The 18,945-nt window shown below is 41.7% G+C and carries 14 protein-coding genes and 2 riboswitches; of the genes, 2 read left to right on the top strand and 12 right to left on the bottom strand.

Going from position 1 to position 18,945, the window contains the following annotated elements:
* Positions 1-64 precede the first annotated feature (64 nt).
* The 10 genes from GSQ19_RS09660 to ntrB form a co-directional block, all read right to left on the bottom strand.
* Positions 65-1,159 (bottom strand): TRAP transporter substrate-binding protein, encoded by a 1,095-nt coding sequence (locus GSQ19_RS09660; protein WP_011317737.1) that lies wholly within the window; start codon positions 1,157-1,159, stop codon positions 65-67.
* Between the two features lie 169 nt (positions 1,160-1,328).
* Positions 1,329-1,739: a hypothetical protein gene (locus GSQ19_RS09655; RefSeq protein ID WP_011317736.1), complete on the bottom strand. Its 411-nt coding sequence runs from the start codon at positions 1,737-1,739 to the stop codon at positions 1,329-1,331.
* On the bottom strand, positions 1,740-2,237 hold the full coding sequence (locus GSQ19_RS09650; protein ID WP_011317735.1) for a Rab family GTPase: 498 nt from the start codon (positions 2,235-2,237) through the stop codon (positions 1,740-1,742).
* A 15-nt stretch (positions 2,238-2,252) separates the two neighbouring features.
* On the bottom strand, positions 2,253-4,046 hold the full coding sequence (locus tag GSQ19_RS09645) for an OmpA family protein (protein ID WP_011317734.1): 1,794 nt from the start codon (positions 4,044-4,046) through the stop codon (positions 2,253-2,255).
* 209 nt (positions 4,047-4,255) lie between these two features.
* Positions 4,256-4,849: a hypothetical protein gene (locus tag GSQ19_RS09640; protein WP_011317733.1), complete on the bottom strand. Its 594-nt coding sequence runs from the start codon at positions 4,847-4,849 to the stop codon at positions 4,256-4,258.
* A gap of 148 nt (positions 4,850-4,997) precedes the next feature.
* Positions 4,998-6,335, bottom strand: coding sequence for an ArsB/NhaD family transporter (locus GSQ19_RS09635; protein WP_011317732.1), 1,338 nt, complete (start codon positions 6,333-6,335; stop codon positions 4,998-5,000).
* A gap of 109 nt (positions 6,336-6,444) precedes the next feature.
* Complete coding sequence (locus GSQ19_RS09630) at positions 6,445-7,077, bottom strand: universal stress protein (protein ID WP_041456007.1); 633 nt, start codon at positions 7,075-7,077, stop codon at positions 6,445-6,447.
* Between the two features lie 126 nt (positions 7,078-7,203).
* Positions 7,204-7,430: riboswitch (cyclic di-AMP (ydaO/yuaA leader) on the bottom strand.
* Between the two features lie 16 nt (positions 7,431-7,446).
* Entirely contained in the window at positions 7,447-8,283 is an 837-nt protein-coding gene (locus tag GSQ19_RS09625; protein ID WP_011317730.1) for an ABC transporter ATP-binding protein, read from the bottom strand.
* 63 nt (positions 8,284-8,346) lie between these two features.
* A complete protein-coding gene (locus GSQ19_RS09620; protein WP_011317729.1) occupies positions 8,347-9,789 on the bottom strand; it encodes an ABC transporter substrate-binding protein in 1,443 nt (480 codons plus the stop codon).
* Between the two features lie 37 nt (positions 9,790-9,826).
* Positions 9,827-10,678, bottom strand: coding sequence for a nitrate ABC transporter permease (gene ntrB, locus GSQ19_RS09615; RefSeq protein WP_011317728.1), 852 nt, complete (start codon positions 10,676-10,678; stop codon positions 9,827-9,829).
* Between the two features lie 97 nt (positions 10,679-10,775).
* Positions 10,776-11,000: riboswitch (cyclic di-AMP (ydaO/yuaA leader) on the bottom strand.
* A 357-nt stretch (positions 11,001-11,357) separates the two neighbouring features.
* Between ntrB and GSQ19_RS09610 the strand changes: the two genes are divergently transcribed.
* Both GSQ19_RS09610 and GSQ19_RS09605 read left to right on the top strand, forming a co-directional pair.
* Entirely contained in the window at positions 11,358-12,548 is a 1,191-nt protein-coding gene (locus GSQ19_RS09610) for a sensor histidine kinase (RefSeq protein WP_011317727.1), read from the top strand.
* Positions 12,549-12,679: 131 nt separating this feature from the next.
* Entirely contained in the window at positions 12,680-13,630 is a 951-nt protein-coding gene (locus tag GSQ19_RS09605) for a class I SAM-dependent methyltransferase (protein WP_011317726.1), read from the top strand.
* A 25-nt stretch (positions 13,631-13,655) separates the two neighbouring features.
* On the opposite strand, the gene GSQ19_RS09600 is transcribed toward GSQ19_RS09605, so the two are convergent.
* On the bottom strand, positions 13,656-15,194 hold the full coding sequence (locus GSQ19_RS09600) for a phytoene desaturase family protein (RefSeq protein ID WP_011317725.1): 1,539 nt from the start codon (positions 15,192-15,194) through the stop codon (positions 13,656-13,658).
* A 242-nt stretch (positions 15,195-15,436) separates the two neighbouring features.
* Positions 15,437-18,559: a hypothetical protein gene (locus tag GSQ19_RS09595; RefSeq protein WP_011317724.1), complete on the bottom strand. Its 3,123-nt coding sequence runs from the start codon at positions 18,557-18,559 to the stop codon at positions 15,437-15,439.
* Positions 18,560-18,945 lie beyond the last annotated feature (386 nt).

Below are 18,945 nucleotides of genomic sequence, written 5' to 3'. Positions count from 1 at the left end.
CATAGATGAAAGATATCTTCCCCCCACACCCTCACACCCCTACACCCTCTAAAAAAACCATTGACTATTGACTAGAACTAGCAAAATTTTCATAGCTCAATTCATTAACCCGATTCCAGGCGAAAATCTGCTTACGGAAGGCTTTCCACTGTTCGTAAACTTGTTTGAAAGCTGCATCCTTACTAGCATTTTCTTCAAAAATATCAAAAGAAATTTTCTGAGATGCCTGCATAATTTCTGGACTGTAGGGAACGAGCTTTGTCCCACTTGCTAGTAACCTGGAAAGTGCTTCTCCGTTTAAAGCATCATATTGATTGAGCATTGTTAAGTTAGCTTCTACAGTCGCCGTTTTGAATACTTCCTGATATTCCTTTGGTAGACGATTCCAAGCATTCAGGTTAACTAATACATCCAAAGTTGGGCCTGGTTCCCACCAACCAGGATAATAGTAAAATTGGGCAGCTTTATTCAGACCTAGTTTCTCGTCATCATAGGGGCCTACCCACTCGGCTGCATCAATTGCACCTCTGTCTAAAGCTAAATAAATTTCGCCTCCTGGTAATACTTGCACATTTACACCTAAACGGGACATGACTTGTCCGCCTAAACCAGGAATCCGCATTTTCAAACCTTTGAGATCAGACACAGATTTAATTTCTTTTTTGAACCATCCCCCCATCTGTGCGCCGGTACTACCAGCCGGAAAATTAATAACGTTGAAATTAGCATAAATTTTTTGGATAGCCGCTAGTCCACCACCTTGGTAAAGCCAAGCATACTGTTGTTGGGCATTTAAACCGAAGGGTACAGAGGTGGCGAAAGCTAAAGCTGGACTTTTACCGATGTAATAGTAACTAGATGTATGACCGCATTCTACAGTTCCAGCTTGTACAGCATCGAGAACTTGCAAGCCTGGTACTAATTCCCCCGCCGCAAATGGTGTAATTTTGAAACGCCCATTGGTCATTTCTGCTACTCTTTTGGCAACGGTTTCTGCACCAATAAAAGTCCCTAAAGACTTAGGCCAGCTAGTCGTCATCCGCCAGCGCACATTTGGTAATCCTGCTTGCACAGAAGATGTACTAGTTTTGGTACAGGAAACTAAAGCTGTAGTTGCTGTGGCGATCGCAGCAGTATTCAAAACTTCTCGGCGTTTCATAGTTTGGTGTTAGTTAGGGAAATGATGCAAATCCAGGCTGATACAGAACTTTATCAGTTTTTTGCCATTTTTTGCTTATTCTTAATTCAAGAGAGCAAAAAATATACCACCTTGGAACTCGACAGATGCACCTACAAACGCAAAACTTTGTAAAATGAAAGGCTATCTATCAGTTTGACTTAGCTTGGCGTGTCTTCATACAGAATTGGTAAAACAAACTAAAATCATGAAATCTTTGCTGAATTGACGATATATATTTCTCATCCCAAGTACTACCTAATAATAGTACCCAATCCCCTTCATCTGAAGGAAAGAGATGAATGTCTAGGGCAATTCCATTATTAGTTTTGATATGGGGTAAAAACAAAGGAATATCATCAAGTGGTAATAACCCTTCTAAAAAAAAGGCCTGCTCATTAATTTTTTCTCCCTGACAAAGATGTGTAAATCCATATTTAGCTATATCACCACCCCATGTGGATAGGCTTCCATCTTTTTTTACTAGAAAATAGGCAGGCGATCGCTCCATAAAAATCATATCCAGCAGATAGTTAATTACTGGATTAGGTATATTTAGCATTTATGTCTCCATAATTTTTTGAGCCAAAATTTGGAAAACCTCCTCTACTCCTATTCCAGTTTTAGCACTGGTTTCTACTACATTCCACCCTTTGTTTATTAGAGAATTAATTTCAGCCGGATCTACCTCCCATTCGTCAGTTATATCCCATTTATTCATGACTAAAACAAAAGGAATTCGACCAAAGTTAGCTTCTAAACTATTCTGCAAACGATAAGCTGTTTCTAATGTATTTTTGCGAGTTCCATCTACTACTAATAAATAGCCAGAACAACCCCGCATATATGACATTTGTAATTTCTGTAATTCATCTTCCCCGTAAATATCCCAAATGATTAAATTAACGGGATTTTCCGGGAGATTAACAATTTTTTTATCAATTTTGACTCCAACAGTAGTTTGATATTTTTCCGAAAAAATACTATAAACAAATCTAGCTACTAAACTAGTTTTACCAGTAGCAAATGCACCCACCATACAAATCTTTCTTTGAATCATACCCTTGAGTTTGATTTATTTCGAGCGTTCAACCCTCATAATTATGACCTTGAAGGACACTCGGCGATTAAATTTTTTACCTTCATCTGTCAATTCTGGCTGCAAAGGTTGGCTAGAACTTACTCCTAATACTTGTAACTGGCTGGTGCTAATACCTTGAGAAGATAGATAAGATAAAACTCTTTGACTGCGTCCTTCGCTCAGTTGAGCATTCCTTGATTCCGTACCAGTTGTATTAGTATGTCCTATTATTTGAATATATACATCTTTCTCTAGATATTTAGCAACGGCTAAAAGTTTTTTAACTGCTAATGCTAAGTTATTTAATTTAGATAATTCACTAGGAATAATTTCTTGAGAACCTTCTGGAAAAAAGACAATGGCTCGCTCAATTTGACTTTGGTATAATGCCAATTCCTTTAATTCGCTTTCTACAAGATCCTGATCTTGAAATTGGGTTAATCCGGGTATGACAGACCATGATTTACGTGTGGCTAAAATCCATTGACGGGGTGCAGAGCCAACAGCATAGAGAACACCATTCTGGTCAATTTTTAGTGATGCAGTAGGTGGGGGTTGGAGTAATTTATTGACCCTTTTTATCATCAACTGGGGTTCTAAAGATAAATAACTTTGCCAATGACTGACAATTGTTTGCGGATTGAGTTTTGTTTGTTGTAGTAAGGTATGGGGATCTGATGCCAAGGGATCACGTAATCCAGAGATAAAATATTTACCGAACTGCTGTTTGGTTTCAGTTACCACAATACCCGGTTGAGAGTTGAGTTCTTCCAAGTAAGCACGCCAACGTAATTGCTCTCTGACAGCAAAAAAACTCCAAATCCCACAGGCGATCGCCACGATACCTAAAAAAGTCCAAGCATATTTGTAACTTTTTTTTGACGCAGACTTATACTGACTGATTAGGCAAGATTCTAAATAAGGCTGACATACTTGAAATGGTTCTGCATCCCCAGCAAAGTCTTTCATCTCTCTACTCAGCTTGAGATGAATTTTTTCAATTGCTGTTTGCAGACCTAATCTCAATTCTTGGGGAGGATTACCCCGGATTGTCGCTGCTAATAATGCTTGTGGCCCTTCTGTAATCCAGATTCGCAGTTCTCCAAAATGCAAACTTTGCAATTGATCTGTTTTTTGAACACTAAAAGAGTCTTTGATAAAATCTTGAATAGCAGTCAACATCGCAACCACTAAATCTGGGTCTTGGCTGGTTACTTGACTGGCTACAAGATGTCGCAACAATAATCCTGTGTTTTTATGTATTAAAAATATCTGTTCTACTCGATAGACTAATGTCCGCAGTAGAACTATTTCTGCAAATGATTTCCCTGTGCGTTTCGCTTCTAGTCGCCATTGCAAACTTTCTAGGGAAAAACTATGCTCTAGAGTTTGGTTAAGGGATTGCATCATTTCATCAAGCAATGAGGCGATCGCTTTCCGAGATGCAGGAATAATGACTGGAAAAAAAGCTTCTGAAAGTATATTTTCATCTTGTTGAACAGAAACTTGAATCGCTTCTTCAACAATGGAAATCATGGCTGTAATTAGTTGTTTATCTTGCTGCGATCTTAAGATCACAGCTTCTGGAAGTAAGCGGCTAATATCTTCTGGTCTGATTTGTGGGTTATCTAATAGTTCATAAAAGTGGTTAAGCTTAGCTGGCTCAACTCCCAACAACAAACTACGAAGTTTACTGAGTTCATCATCAACTTTAGTAATTTCCTTAACTAAGGATAAGTCATGATCAGGGGATACTTGACTGCTAGGATCTATTGCATCATTATCCACTAATATAATCCCCCAAACTACACTCTATAATTAAATAATTTTGATTCTTCAGTACCTAAGTATGCTAGATTGAAGCTTGAAATAGGGAACAGGGAACAGATGAATAAACTGGGCTAAAAAACTCTTTACTACCCTTACAATCGCTGCCTTATCCAACCTGCAAATATTTATGCTGTTCTGCTGAGATAATGAAATTTTGGATAATGCTGTTATTTATTTAGCCGAAAAGCAATTTCTGTGAATAAATCTGCCAGATGAGTACGGTCAGCTTTATCATGACTTAGTTGCTGAGTTTCTTTTTCTATCAAACTATTTATTTCTTCATATTTTTGTCTAATCTCATCCTGTAAGTTTTTCGATTGAATCAGAATTTGTTCGCGTAGATTACGTTGATTACTAATAGTTTGTTCAGCAAACTGAACCAGTTTCTTCTCTAATGATGTATTGAGGAATTTATATTCTTCCGTAATTGCTTTTAAATGAGATTCTCTCTCCAACTGCTCATTTTTTATACTTTCGCTTAAAACTTCAACTTCCGCTTTTACATATACCTCCAAAGCATCCAAGCGCTCTTTAGTTTCATCTCGTACATGAGATAATTCTTTAACTATCCGTTCTTCCAAACCAGTAAACCTCTTGTCAAGTTCCTGCATTTGGCTGCCAATGAGAATCTCTCTGATTTTGTCTAAATTATTACTTTCACTAACACTAGTACGGAATTGCTGTTTGTTTATTGCTGAATTGATGCTACCATTTTCTAATGATCTTTCATTATTCTCGGTAGAAGCTTCGGTTGGATTCATAGATAAAAATCCTGATTAATACTAAAAAGATATACAAGATTTATTCCTGCATATCATTCTAAATAATAGCATTCTAGGCAAGAGTGTGTAATTACACTCTGTACAAGTATAAACACATCTAATTTTCACTGAATATAAATAAATCCTGCTAAATCAGAAACCGGATTAATACATACAATGCTGAGGCCATTAGTTGTAAGATTGTGACTGGAATACCATAGTGAAGAAAAGTTTTAAAAGAAATGCGTCGTCCGTGCTGTTCGGAAATTCCCGCCGCCACGATGTTAGACGATGCACCGACTAAGGTACCATTTCCGCCTAAGGTTGCACCAAACATCATGGCGTAAAACAGTGGTAAAACTTCTGGGGGAAATTGTCCTTGAAAGTCTCTTGCTAAAACTTCTGCGGGTGCTAATCCTACAGTGACAATGTATTGCTTAAGTAGGGGAACCATCGCCACTACCAAGGGAATATTAGGTACGACACTCGATAGTATTCCTACAAGAAACAACAATACCAGAGAACCCAAGAGAATATTTTTTCCTAAAATAGTCGCCAATATCCCTGATAAACCACCAATTACACCTGTTTTTTCTAACCCGCCAATCAGTACAAAAATACTCATAAAGAATATTAATGTACTCCAGTCTACGTCACGTAAAATATTGTTGACTGTATCAATTTTGCTATGGTGAGATAGTAGTAAAGCCAACGCTGCACCTAACAAAGCCACAGCCGCCGGAGAAATCGGTATTGGCAAAGATTCTCCAATCACAAAAAATAGTAGGACAAAAGCGACAATTACTGCACCCACACTCAAAACTCGTGGATGATTAATTTCTGGGTGTGGTAATTCTTCTAGATTCTCTAATTTTGTATACCAAATTTTGCGAAATAACAATGGCAAAGTAAGAGTCACCATAGCGACTGCAATCACACCACCTAAACTAAGTTTCCATAGATAATCTATAAAACTTATATTGACAGCATCACCCACAATAAATGTCGCTGGGTCGCCTACTAATGTCAGCAATCCAGCGCTATTGGCAATCAAAACCATCAATATCAATAAAGGTACAAAATTTATCCCTATTTCTTGTGCCATTGGTGGAATTAGTGGCGCTAACAACATCACTGTTGTTGCATTTGGTAACACTGCACAAATGGGAGTGACAATGGCAACAATACCGAGTAAAAGACGCTTACCATCGCCTTTAGCTAATATCACTATTTGGGTTGCTAGATAATCAAATATTTTAGTAGGCTCAAATGCTCTAACTAAAACCATTACCCCAAAAAATAATCCCAGTGTGCCATGACTATTACCGATGTAAGCAACAGCTTCTTGTAAAGTCATCACATTAGTAAATACTAATAATAATGCTCCTAATAAGGCTGCAATAGTCAAATGCACCCATTCCGTCATAATGAGAAAAATGACGCTGATAAATACGATGACACTTAGGAGTGCTTGCCAGTTTTCCACGCCTACCTCTTGCAGTTGATGTTATTTTGTAATAGCGAAAAAAGTCACCCTATAATAGGTGACTTTTCTCTGCATTTTCATTTAGATAAATAACTTCTGAAAGTCAGAATTATTCATCTATACATTCAGGAATTCCTAAGACAGCACAGGGGAAATTATAACCTAAGGTTTCAATGAGAGGATGATAAACAGATTTACAACCTACAAATAAGATATCGGCAGCTTCAAATTCCGCAACTTTTCTCAATTCTGTAGTTACACAACCGAAGCGTAGATGAGATTTGAATGAACCTTGCCATTCTTCAGCCAAACTTCTTGCCTGCCAAATAATTCTATCTGCTTCTTGCAGAGGTGTTAGTGTTTGTGTTTGAAGATATGACTTAATTCCTGTCAGTTTTGGTTGAGTAATTACAGAGGTGCTGGATTTTTTTGTTTCACCTAGCGGCAATTCTATTGTCGGCAAGGGTTTAGCAAAGCTTAAAATATTAGAACGATTTTTGGTGTTGCTATCTTCCACTACATAAACAGCTTGCACTGTGACTTGTTGATTAGTCGCTAACCTTGTTTGATGGGCAATCCAACAAGCTATATCTAGTGCTGTATGGCTGTTAGGAGAAGCGTCATAACCAACGATTAAGTTGATTGATTGTGTTGTTTGACCTTTTTTTCGGGGTTCCGGTAATAACACCATTTGGTCAATTAAATCATCACGACCCATAGCACTTTGCAGGCGTGCTAACATTGGCTTAATTTTCACAGCTTTAACTTCTCCCAAACTTAATGAACACATCAATGAGAAGCAGGGTAAAACGGACATTTATATCCGTAAGGAAACCCCAATAACAACTGGTATAAAAGCCAAAGTCTTGGGGGTTCCTTCCATTGCCGACGGAGTTAGCTGACGGGCTAAGACTGGAAGGTGTCTCTCTTTAAGAGTGCTGAGTAATGAGTAATGAGTAATGAGTAATGAGTTGAATACTTGGTTACTCTTCGCTTTTTACTCTAGTTAGCTACTCTCTGCAAGATGCGCCCCATAACATGGTTCCTCCGCTCCAAATGATTGCAAACTTAATTTGAATTAGGCTACCCACTAAAGAGATAATAAACTACTTTAATCTTCTTGAGCAAAATATTTGTCGAGAAAATTTAAGGCATGATTACGAAGTTCAAAGTATTCTTTTGAGTTACGCATAGCAGACCTGTCCCGTGGATGGGAAAACGGTACTTCTAATATTTCTCCAATATTTGCGGCTGGACCATTTGTCATTAATACGATGCGATCGCTCATATAAATTGCCTCATCGACATCATGGGTAATCATCATTACTGCTTGGCGATTATTTTCCCAGATATCTAATACTTGTCTTTGTAATTTACCTCTGGTTAAAGCATCTAATGCGCCAAAAGGTTCATCCATTAACAGCATTTTTGGACGAATTGCTAAGGCTCTGGCAATCCCTACTCTTTGTTTCATACCTCCAGAGATTTCATCAGGATATTTATCTGCTGCCGGGGTTAAGTTTACCATTGCCAAGTGTTCGTTCACAATGCTAATTTTTTCGGCTCTATTAGCATTTTTTAACACTTCATCAACGGCTAGACTGATATTTTCTCTGACTGTTAACCAAGGTAGGAGGGAATAATTTTGAAATACCATCATTCTTTCCGCACCTGGCTTGTGAATTTCTTTACCGTCAAGCCTAACTGAGCCAGAAGTGGCTTTTTCTAAGCCCGCTACAATTTTTAATAAAGTGGATTTACCGCATCCAGAATGCCCAATTACTGAAATAAATTCGTTTTCACCAATGGTTAAATCTACCCCATCTAAAACAACAAAGTTACCTTTATCTGGTGTTGGATAAGACTTAACTAAATTCTCAATTTCTAAAAAATTAGAGCTAGACTTAGTTTTTTGATGATTATCTACTACTGGTGGTGTATATTTCATATCAAATGCTCCTAGAAATCTTTAACTATATATCAACAAAAATCACCATCTCTAATTCTCAATTCAAGACAGGAAAAAACGAGTGGGCGCATTAGCCCTAATTGCAAAACTATTCAAATAGCCAACAGGGTCACTGGGGTCAAAACCTTTCTTATCTATAAATACTTCCGGTGGCTCAACTTTGTAATCATCCTGGGGACATTGAATTCCCATTTCTGCGGCTATCTGGCGATATAAATCTGTTCTCCAGCCTTTTTCGGCTAATTGTTCAGCATTTTTGGGAAATTCTTTGATTTGTCCCCAACGGGCGGCTTGAGTCATTAACCAAAGGCTTCTGGATCTCCATAAAAATGTAGAGTGTTCGGCTGGTTGTTTGGGCAGGTTGTCGGGAATGTCGTAGAAAATTGTCGTGTCTGCGGCGGGAATGGTGCGGTCTTTGCCATCAAATCCGCCATAGTTGTATGAACCGATAATTCCTGGTGCGGTCAATTTAGTGATTGGTAAATTTTTATTTTTCGGTCTTGCACCTGTGAAGGAACGGTCTGTAATTAGTTCAGCGACTTCTTGGCGATTTTCCGGTTTACTGCAATATTGGCAAGCTTCAATCATGGCTTTGACCAAGGAACGGTAGGTTTTGGGGTATTGATCAATAAAAGACTCCATTACTCCCAATAATCTATCTGGGTGTCCCAGCCAGACTTCTTTACCTTGGGCAAAAGTAAAACCAATGCCTTCGTTACCTGTGATTGCTCTGGTATTCCAAGGTTCTGCTACCATGTATGCTTGCATTGCCCCTATTCGTACATTGGTCACCATCTGGGGTGGTGGAACAATAATCACGCGAAATTCTTTGAGGGGATCAACACCAGCCGCAGCCGATACATAACGGACGAAGTATTCGTAAATTGCCGAACTTAAAACTACAGCCCAAACTTTGTTCTCTGGTGGTTGTTTCTCAAAGTAACCCCGAAAGTCCCGTCCAAAGGCTTCTAATGCACCATCGCCATATTTTTCTTGATATTCATACCAAGGACGCAAGCCAAAATCCCACATGGCTTTGTTCATGGTCATGGCGTTACCGTGACGATGGATTGTCATGGCTGCACATAAGGGCGCGTGACGTGCGCCTTCTGCACCTATACGGGCGTTGGTGACTGCACCAGATACTACAGGTGCAGCATCAAGACGACCAAAAATTAAGCCATCGCGGGAGGTAGCCCAACTGGCTTCGCGGTTGAGTTGGACGTTTAAGCCATACTTGCGAAAAAAGCCTTTTTTCCAGGCGATCGCAAATGGCGCACAATCATTTACAGGAACGTATCCCACAATCAAATCGGGTTTTTCTAAATCGCTGGATTTGATTACTGGCTTGATGGTTAGGGCTTCTTGGGTTAGGCCTGTGGCGGATCTATCTCCTGAAGGGTTACAGGCAGATAGGGTAATGCCGGCGGTGGTGGCTCCTACGCCTTTGATAAAATCTCTTCTAGTCCAGTTATGATTGCTCATGTTGTGGCTGGGATGAATTCAGCAATATCAGTTTTTGTTATTTAGCTGTTGTGGGACGATGGGTGACAAATTCTTGCAGTTTACCGACGGCGAAGTCTAGAATTAGTCCCGTTAAGCCAATGATGAAGACGGCGAGAAATACTGAACTGAGATTTAAACGACTCCATTCGTCCCAAACAAAGAAGCCGATACCAATACCGCCTGTAAGCATTTCTACTGCAACTATGACTAGCCAAGCAATGCCTAAGCTGATGCGTAAGCCTGTAAAGATATAGGGTAAGCTGGCTGGCCAAATAATTTTGGTAATTCGCCGCCAACGGGGCATTTCTAGTACTCGCGCTACGTCTAAATAATCTTTGGGAACGCTGGCTACTCCTAAGGCGGTATTGATAATAGTCGGCCAGAGGGAGGTGATAAAGATGACGAAGATGGCTGAAGGATCTGCCAAGTTGAAGATGGCTAAGGCGATGGGTAGCCAAGCTAAGGGGGATACGGGTTTGAATATCTGAATGATCGGATTGAGTGCTAACATCGCGGGTCTAGACATCCCAATCAAAAATCCCAAGGGAATGGCGACTACAGCACCTAACAGAAAACCAATCAAGACTCGTCGTAAACTGGCTATCAATAACCAACCAATCCCCAAGTTACCGGGGCCTCTCTGATAAAAGGGGTTTAGTATATAGTCCAGGTTGGCAACTAACGCTTCTGGTGGAGTGGGCATTAGTTCATGATTTGTCAGGGCAATAACCCACCACAACAAGATAATTCCTAAGAATCCCAAGGCGGGAAGTATGACTACATCCCTAAGCAAAATTGGTTTTGCTGTTTTCCATGCAGCTTGAGTTGCAACAGCTGCGATCGCTGCTAAATTTAATTGAAATATCATTGCGCCACCCCAACAGAGTTAAGTGCAGGTACGAAAAAATGAGCAGTACCAGCCTCGGACACTGATGAGAGCAAAACATTTATCAAATGCTGCCTCTTCAGTCTCCTCTCAATGCCTACGAAGTTAGCTGACGGGCTAGGGCTGAGAGATGCCCCTCTCTTGCAAGTGCTGAGTAATGAGTGCTGAGTTCAGTATTTTAGCTAGATTTAATGTTTAACTCTTGACTCTTTAGTTGACACTCTCTGTGAGATACGCCCCACAAGTTGGTTCCTCCGCTCCAACCTTAAATACTATGATGGGTTGGATTAGGCTGACTTACTCGAATAGATAATAGTAGAGGTAAACTTAACATCTTTTTTACAGAAAAACAATCCCCAATTTGTAAATGTTGTTGACATCATTACAAACAGGTAACTGAGTATGAAAATTTTCCGTAATCAATAACCGTAGTTGATTAGTATCATAACCAAGCACAGTTAAGCACGAGGATACCTATTTATGTTTAGCAACTGGTAATAATCAATCTGCTTGGGAGTTAATCAGAATTTTTACTGAGTTATCAATAATATCTATCACTTGGTAGGTGAATTTTCTCTCTGATTGCGATAATGTCCGCTCTCCTCGTTAAACTAATTTCATATAGAATTAATTCCTCTATCTCATAGCTGAATTTAAAATAATGGAATTTAGTCAAGTACTGGCTGACAATACTAACATCATCATCGCCCAATGGGTTGTGGCAGTGCGTGAGGATAGACAGATAGAAAGCGCTGATGATTTATCATACACAGCCATTAAAAACCATATTCCTGATGTTTTTAAGGCAATGGTCACAGTACTTTCACAATCCCAAGAGAGTGATATCAAATCTATTGTGACGGCCAGTTGGCAGCACGGATTACTACGGGCTGAACAGGGTTTTGATCCGTCAGAAATTGCCCGTGAATATCGACTATTAAGAAAAGTTATATTTGATACTATAGAAGCCGATTTATTACAGGGAACACCTGCTGAAATTATTCGTTATATGCGTTTAATTGATGCGGTGATTGATGAAGCGATCGCCAGATGTTTTCATAGTTATGTTGGGGAACGCTTACGGGAATTAGAACATTTGCAAGCCTCATTGGCGCTTCATAATGAAGAATTAACACGTTTAGTCACTAGCAATGAAGATAAACTATCACAACTAGCCCACGAACTTAAACACCCACTAACGGCAATTATTGGTTACTCAGATTTATTTTTACGACAACAAAGGCGAGAAATTGAAAAAAGAGATAACACCACTAATATAGAACATATTGAGCGCGTATTGCGTAATGGCAGACTTTTATTACGGCTAATTAATAATGTTCTAGAACTATCGCGGTATGAAGCCGGTAAAATTCAGTTACAATCGGCACCAATTAATATTCGAGACTTAATTAACAATGTTTGTGAGATGCTGGAACCTTTAGCGGCGGAGAAGAATTTAGCAATTTTAGTTAATTGGGTACAAGCACCTAGTGAAATAATTACAGATGGTTTTCAATTACAACAGATTATTACCAATCTTGTGAGTAATGCAATTCGCTATACAGAGTCAGGAAATATTAGTATAGTCTGTGAAACAGTAGATGATCAAAAGTGGGCGATCGCTGTCTCTGATACAGGAATTGGCATTGCCGAAAAAGACCAAACTAAGATATTTGAACCTTATTTTCGCGTTAGTTCCAAAGACCGTCCCTACCTTCCTGACAGTACAGGCTTAGGGTTAGCAATCGTTGCGCGGTTAGTGAAGCTATTACAAGGTGAAATTTACTTAGTCTCAAAAGAAGGAATAGGTTCCACATTTACTGTAACTTTACCTTTAAAATTAAAAACCTGAGCGACTATCAACCAAAAGGAAATAGAATTTTAAGCTCGATCAATAAATTTTCCTGCACGAAATTCTCCTGCCAGCCGCCTCAACTTTAAAATAGATGTGGTTGCAATTATCGCCTCATTATATTCAAACTGATGGACAACAAGAGCAAGCCAGACTGGGCTGGTGAAAGTTTACTCTCCAATTTCGTGAATTTGTTGATTCAAACTAAACCCATTTACGGGGTAATGAAACAACAGGCTAGACAAGTCCTCATCAAAACGGCCGAAAAAAACGGTATTCCCTGGCGTAAGAACTACGAAGCACTCCAAGCATCACCTGCAAAAAAACTGCTGGCGGCGGTGACGAACCCTCATGTGATTTATCCCGACTACTATAAAGTACCCTTTCACGCTTACACAGAAGGTAATTTATGCTGGGACGCTGCTTTTGAAACTGAATCAGCTACCTATGCAATGGCGTTGCGGGTATGGCCGCAAGAAAACCTCACTTGGGAAGCCGCTCATGATAGGCTCAGAGGCACTTTTCATGACGCTTTAGAAACATACGCTCCCCAGCAAGTCAGAGATATTTTAGATATTGGTTGCTCAGTGGGTATTTCTACTTTGGCGCTGCATCGTTATTACCAACGCCGGGAGAGGTATCCAGTCAGGACTGTGGGTTTGGATTTATCTCCCTATATGCTAGCTGTAGCTAAAACTAGGGATGTTAATAGTGAAATATCCGAATGGCTTCATGCTAGAGCCGAAAACACAGGCTTAAGCGATAAATCTTTTGATTTGGTTACTATCCAGTTTGTTACCCATGAACTTCCTAGCTACGTCAGTCAGGAAATTTTCGCCGAAGCCAAACGGTTATTACGTCCTGGTGGTTATATTGCTTTAGTTGATAATAACCCGCGATCGCCTGTCATCCAAAATCTTCCCCCTGTCCTCTTCACCCTCATGAAAAGCACTGAGCCGTGGAGTGATGACTACTACACCTTTGACATCGAAGCCGCGCTACAAGCCGTAGGTTTTGCACCACCAGTCACCGTCCCCAGTGACCCTAGACACCGGACGATTATTGCGAGGAAACCAATTTAAACACACACTCCGCGTATCCCCACGTTTAAAGGCCAACTCTGTCCAGCATCGCCAAATGCTGACTGACTGGAGCTAGGGTATTAGCCACAATCATCCCACTAGCGGCGACGGCTGGCAGACCGATACCGGGAAATGTGGAATCACCACAGCACATCAACCCTGGAAGGGGTGTACCATGACCAGGAAACAAACCAGAGGCGGCGGAAATTGCGGGGCCGTAGGAACCACGATAGCGGCGTAAAAATCTCTCATGGGTCAGGGGTGTACCTACCAATTGGATTTCACAACGAGAGCGAATATCAGGAATGATACGTTCTACAGCTTGCCACATCACTTCGGCACGCGATCGCTTTTGTTGTTCATATTCTTGACTTCTCCTGTCCATCCCTTGCCACAGTGTGTAAGGTTCATTACCAGGGGTATATACATGAATTACGTGTTTACCCTGTGGTGCTAAAGACGGGTCAAGAATTGAGGGAATCGATACCAAAATAACATTCTGGGGTGCAGTAATCTCCAATTCCCAATCATTCACCACAATATAATGACAAGCCAAATCTGGGGGTAAACCTTGGGCATTAATACCCAGATGCAGGTGCATAAAACTATCACATTCGGGTGTGGCTTGGCGTTGGCTGCGGAATTTTTGAGATACAGCCCCCTCCGGTAATAACTTCAGCGTATCCCACACCGAAGCATTAGACACGACCGCCCGCCGCGCCCGAATTTCTTGCCCATCTCCCAACCTGACACCCGCCGCTTTGTTACCTTCTACTAATACTTGTTCAACATGGGTATGAAGTAGCAATTCCCCACCGTGTTTTTTAAATCCCTCTACCAAAGCATTAACTAAAGCACCACTACCACCAATGGGGTAATCTAAAGCTACTCCTGGGCGATACCAATCAGCGAACATGAATGCTACCTCTGCCGCATTGGTTCCCGACGCTGGGAGTCCAGAGAGGAGGAAACACAGTAAATTCAGCCAGTTACTAATAAAAGGGTCATGAACAACCCCATCCATAATGCGAGAGAAAGGCCCTGTTAACTTGAAAAAATTTGCAGATTGTTTAGCCAGAGTGGGAGCAAATCGGCCAATAGTGAGAGCTGCGCCTATATCCCAGCGTAATGCAGCTGGGGGGAGAGCGATCGCCGCCTGGGCTAGTGGTGTCATCACCTGTTGCAACCGCCGCCATTCAGCCACCGCCGCCTCTCCCCGCAGTCTCCCCAGCACTTCACAAAATTGTTCTGCACCCACCGCAGCATCAAAATCACCTTCAGGTAAGCAACAGCCCCAAGTATCATAAGTGACGCAGGGCAAATCAACACCAACTGCATCTAGCACCTGCCGTAAAGGGTTAACCGAAGGACTATAAGACAACCCAGAGTAAAGAGAAGGCCCCGAATCAAACTTAAATCCTTGACGTTCAAAACCGTGCGCCGCCCCACCAGGAATCGAATGACTCTCACAAACAGTCACATCAAACCCATAACGTGCCAGCAACGCAGCACAACTCAACCCCCCAACGCCGCTACCAATAACTACTACATCTGTTTGCTTCATCCGCGTTTATCCGCGTTTATCTGCGTTTCATTTTTCCCCATCCAATATACAATTCAAAATTCAAAATTCAAAATTCAAAAAATAGATTATGCAACCTAGACACAACAGGACTTTTCACCCAATCCCCAATCCCCAATCCCCAGTCCCCAGTCCCCAATCCCCAATCCCCAATCCCCAGACCTACCTAAAAAAACCTCCCAATGTGTGGGAGGTGAGAAATTTAGCGGAGAAAATTTGTCTACCTACACCAGAACAACAGCGATCGCTCCTCCTAAGGCGGCGAAAACTGCGGAAACCACTGCGGTGGCAAACAACCACCAAGAAGCTGTAGCGGCAGCTTTGCGGGTTTCTTCGGCTTGCCGTTGGGCTTGATGTTTCACTTCTTCCAGGCGGCGTTGGGCTTCGTGTTGTAGGCGTTCAGCCCGTTGTAATACGGTGTTGCGCGCCCGTTCTATCTGGTCAATTACGCGGTTAGCATCTTCCTCTGAGATGTCCTCGCGGGAACTGACGATCGCTACTAAGGTATCGCGGTTAAATGAGGATAGGCGATCGCGCAACGCATCGAATCCGGCCTGTGGGTCTTCCAATAAGGTGCGAACATCCCGCTTAATGCCATCGTAGTTGAGTTCGGGACGTTCCAAGGCGTTGAGGTAGTGACGGATGCGCTCAAAAATCCCGTCAATTACGTCGTGAATCCGCCGTTGGATATTCCGCACCTGTTCGACAAATTGCTCTTTTACAGAAACTATATTGTCAGCAATTCTGGCTGCTTCTTCATCGCTGATATCTTCTCGAATCTTCAACAGGGCAATAATTGTGGAACGGTCAAAATGGGCTAGGCGATCGCTCAAGCTTTCTACCCCAACGCGTGGATCATGCAGTAATAACTGCATGTCACGTTTAATGCCTTCTGGATTCAATTCTTCCTTACCAGTTTGCCGCAGGTATTCTGTCAAGTATGCTTGGAAGTTCTGCACCTGTTGTTGAGTGCGGGTAGCTAGGCGACGCGGCGCGCGCACAATATTGCGGATGGAAGTTTGTACTGAGTCAATCACTTCATTGACTTGCTGTTCGCTCAAGTCTTGGCGTTGACTGAGTAATTTTACTAAGGTGTCCCGGTCTACTTGGGATAAACGACGACGTAAAGCAACTGCACCTTCTTGGGGATTTTCAAACAGTCTATTTAAATCCCGTTGAATCCCTTCGGGGTTAAGTTCTTCTTTGCCAGTTTTGCGTAGGTAATCAGAAATAGTTGTGGTTACGGAGTCGTATTGCTCTTTGGCTTTGTCTGCTACTATTTGGGGTGTGTGGCGGACACTATGCCAAGACTCTTCCACAGTATTAATAATTTGATGGGCTTGGTCTTCGCTAATATCTTGACGTTGACTGAGCAACTGCACCAATGTATCCCTGTCAAAGCGAGACAAACGCGCCCGAATTGCCGAGATTCCAGCTTGGGGATCTGCTAATAGTGTTTTCAGGTCGGCACGGATAGCATCAGGGTTTAATTCTCCTTTGCCAGTGTTACGCAGATATGACTCCACATTTAACCACAGGGTTTCTGCTTGATATCTGGCTTGGTCTGCCAAGTTTTTCGACTCTAACAAGACGCGATCGCGCTGTCTTTCCAAATCATCAATAATTCTGTCTGGTTCCCCTGGCTGCATATCATTGCGTTCTAACAATATCTGCTGCATGGAGTAGCGGTCAATTATTGCCAGTCGCCGAGTCAGGGTTTCATGATCTGCATCTGCATCTTGTAACAAGGGCGGGAAATCTCTCTCAATCCCTTCTGATGTCAAATCTGCTTTATTTGTCACCAGCAAATAACTTTCGATTCGGCGTTGCAAATCTTGGGTAATTTCTCGTTCTTCTTCAGCTGTAACCATCACCAGTACTGACTGACGTACAGCTTCTAGCTGGTCGGCGATGTGCTGAATTTGGGCTTGGGTAAGTAGTCCCCGTTGTTGCAAGATGTTCACAAAGTCATTGCGGGAAAGACGTTCTAGTTCCCGACGCACTGTCCCAGGATCGGCTGCTGGGTCATGGATGACATCGCGGAATTCTTCTGCAATTCTTTGCTCACTCAATTGCCAAGCGTAGGTGTTAGACAGATAGTTTTCCACATCCGCCCGAATGGGGCTATATGGTTGTGATGACACAGGTAAGCCCAATTTACCTGCTTGATCTGTGGCTTTATCTTTAGCTGTGGTGAGTGCGTGCCAAATTTTTTCCACATCCAAATCAGATAAATCCGTCCTCCCCAAAGCAATCCCAGTTAATGCGGATATACCTTGCTGGATGGTGCTTTGAATTGGCCCGACTGCTGTAGATTTTTGGTCTGCTTCCTTCGCGGAACGGCTTTCCGCAATTAATCTGTCCAGCTTGGCGCTGAGTTCATCAGTCTTAGCTTTTCCCGGTGGCAGAGATTTCAGATAATCGACCAACTCACCCAAACGGTCTTGGGTGGGTTGTTGCTGAGTTACTGTTTGCTGCCAAACATTGTATAAGGTGTCAGCTATCCGCTTGACATCTCGTTTGGAAAGGTCGGTACGGCTGCTCACTAAATCAATGAACTTTTGCCGATCAATATTACGTAAGTCTGGACTACCGGCGATCGCTTTTAATTGAGGGTCACTCAGTAACTTTTCAAACTCACTGCGAATATTGGATATGTCTAACTCTGGTGGACGCAGTTTTTCAATATAATCTTCTATGTTTTCGCGGATACTGAGAGGGTCAATGGCACTGCCTAATTCCCGACGCATGGCTGCGGCGGCGGCTTCGGCTGTGGCTACAACTTGTTGATTAACGGCTTTTGCTCCCAATGCGGCGGTAGCTGTCCCCATAATCGCCTGAAAGCCAGAAGTGGCAGTGTTAACTACCGAGCCGATGAGGGAACCAACTGTAGTAGAACTCACCCAAGCTAACAGCAGGAAGTATGCACCCCAAATCACCAGACCGAGAATTGCCCCCAATCTAGGGTCTAGAATTACTAAGCTGAGTTTGACCGCCAAGAAAGAAGCAATTAATAAGGCGATCGTCACAGTAATTAGTGTCCACAGCCCCACAGCTGTACCAATCTTGCGAATCGTCCCCCCAAAGCTTCCTGTTTCCCCCGTATCTGACCCTGAGTCAGATGAACGCCCCAGGTAGGAAATACCTGCGGCTACAGAGAGGTTGGTTAATACTAACTGGAAGGCAAAGGCGAGAATCACCCCAGAAAGCAAAGCCACGAAAAAGCGCGGGCCAGAAGTTAAAACCGATGCCTGTGCTGGTGTAATACCTGTTGTCTCGACTGGAATTTGTGCCACCCATAATGGGGGCTTGAACATTTCCAATATAATTTCCGTACCTTGAAACATTGTATTTCCTTCTTCTAAGCAATTTAAATTTGGATGGATTTAGAATTTTGTCAGCTACGACTGTAATTTCTGTATCTATCGCAATACCCAAATCTTCTTGCTTACAGAATCCAAGAATTTAGTACATCAGAACATCCTCCCAAAGTTTGAAACATATATCCTGCGGTGGATAGAACTTTGACTATTTAAAGATGGCAATTTTCCTTTAATTTCATCTGAATATCAACTGAAAAGCCTTGCTAATCATGCTTATTCTAGATTTATTTTTAATTGCTTGATTCCCGTGAATATATTTATTTAAATAAGCTTTTTTTTGGTGAAATGCTTTGATGAATTTACATTTATTTACAAATATGATTTTTATCACCTCCTTCAGGTGTATTTGA

The organism is Trichormus variabilis 0441 (genome assembly GCF_009856605.1).
In the GTDB taxonomy this organism is placed as follows: Bacteria; Cyanobacteriota; Cyanobacteriia; order Cyanobacteriales; family Nostocaceae; genus Trichormus; species Trichormus variabilis.
This window is presented reverse-complemented; position numbering and strand designations above follow the sequence as displayed.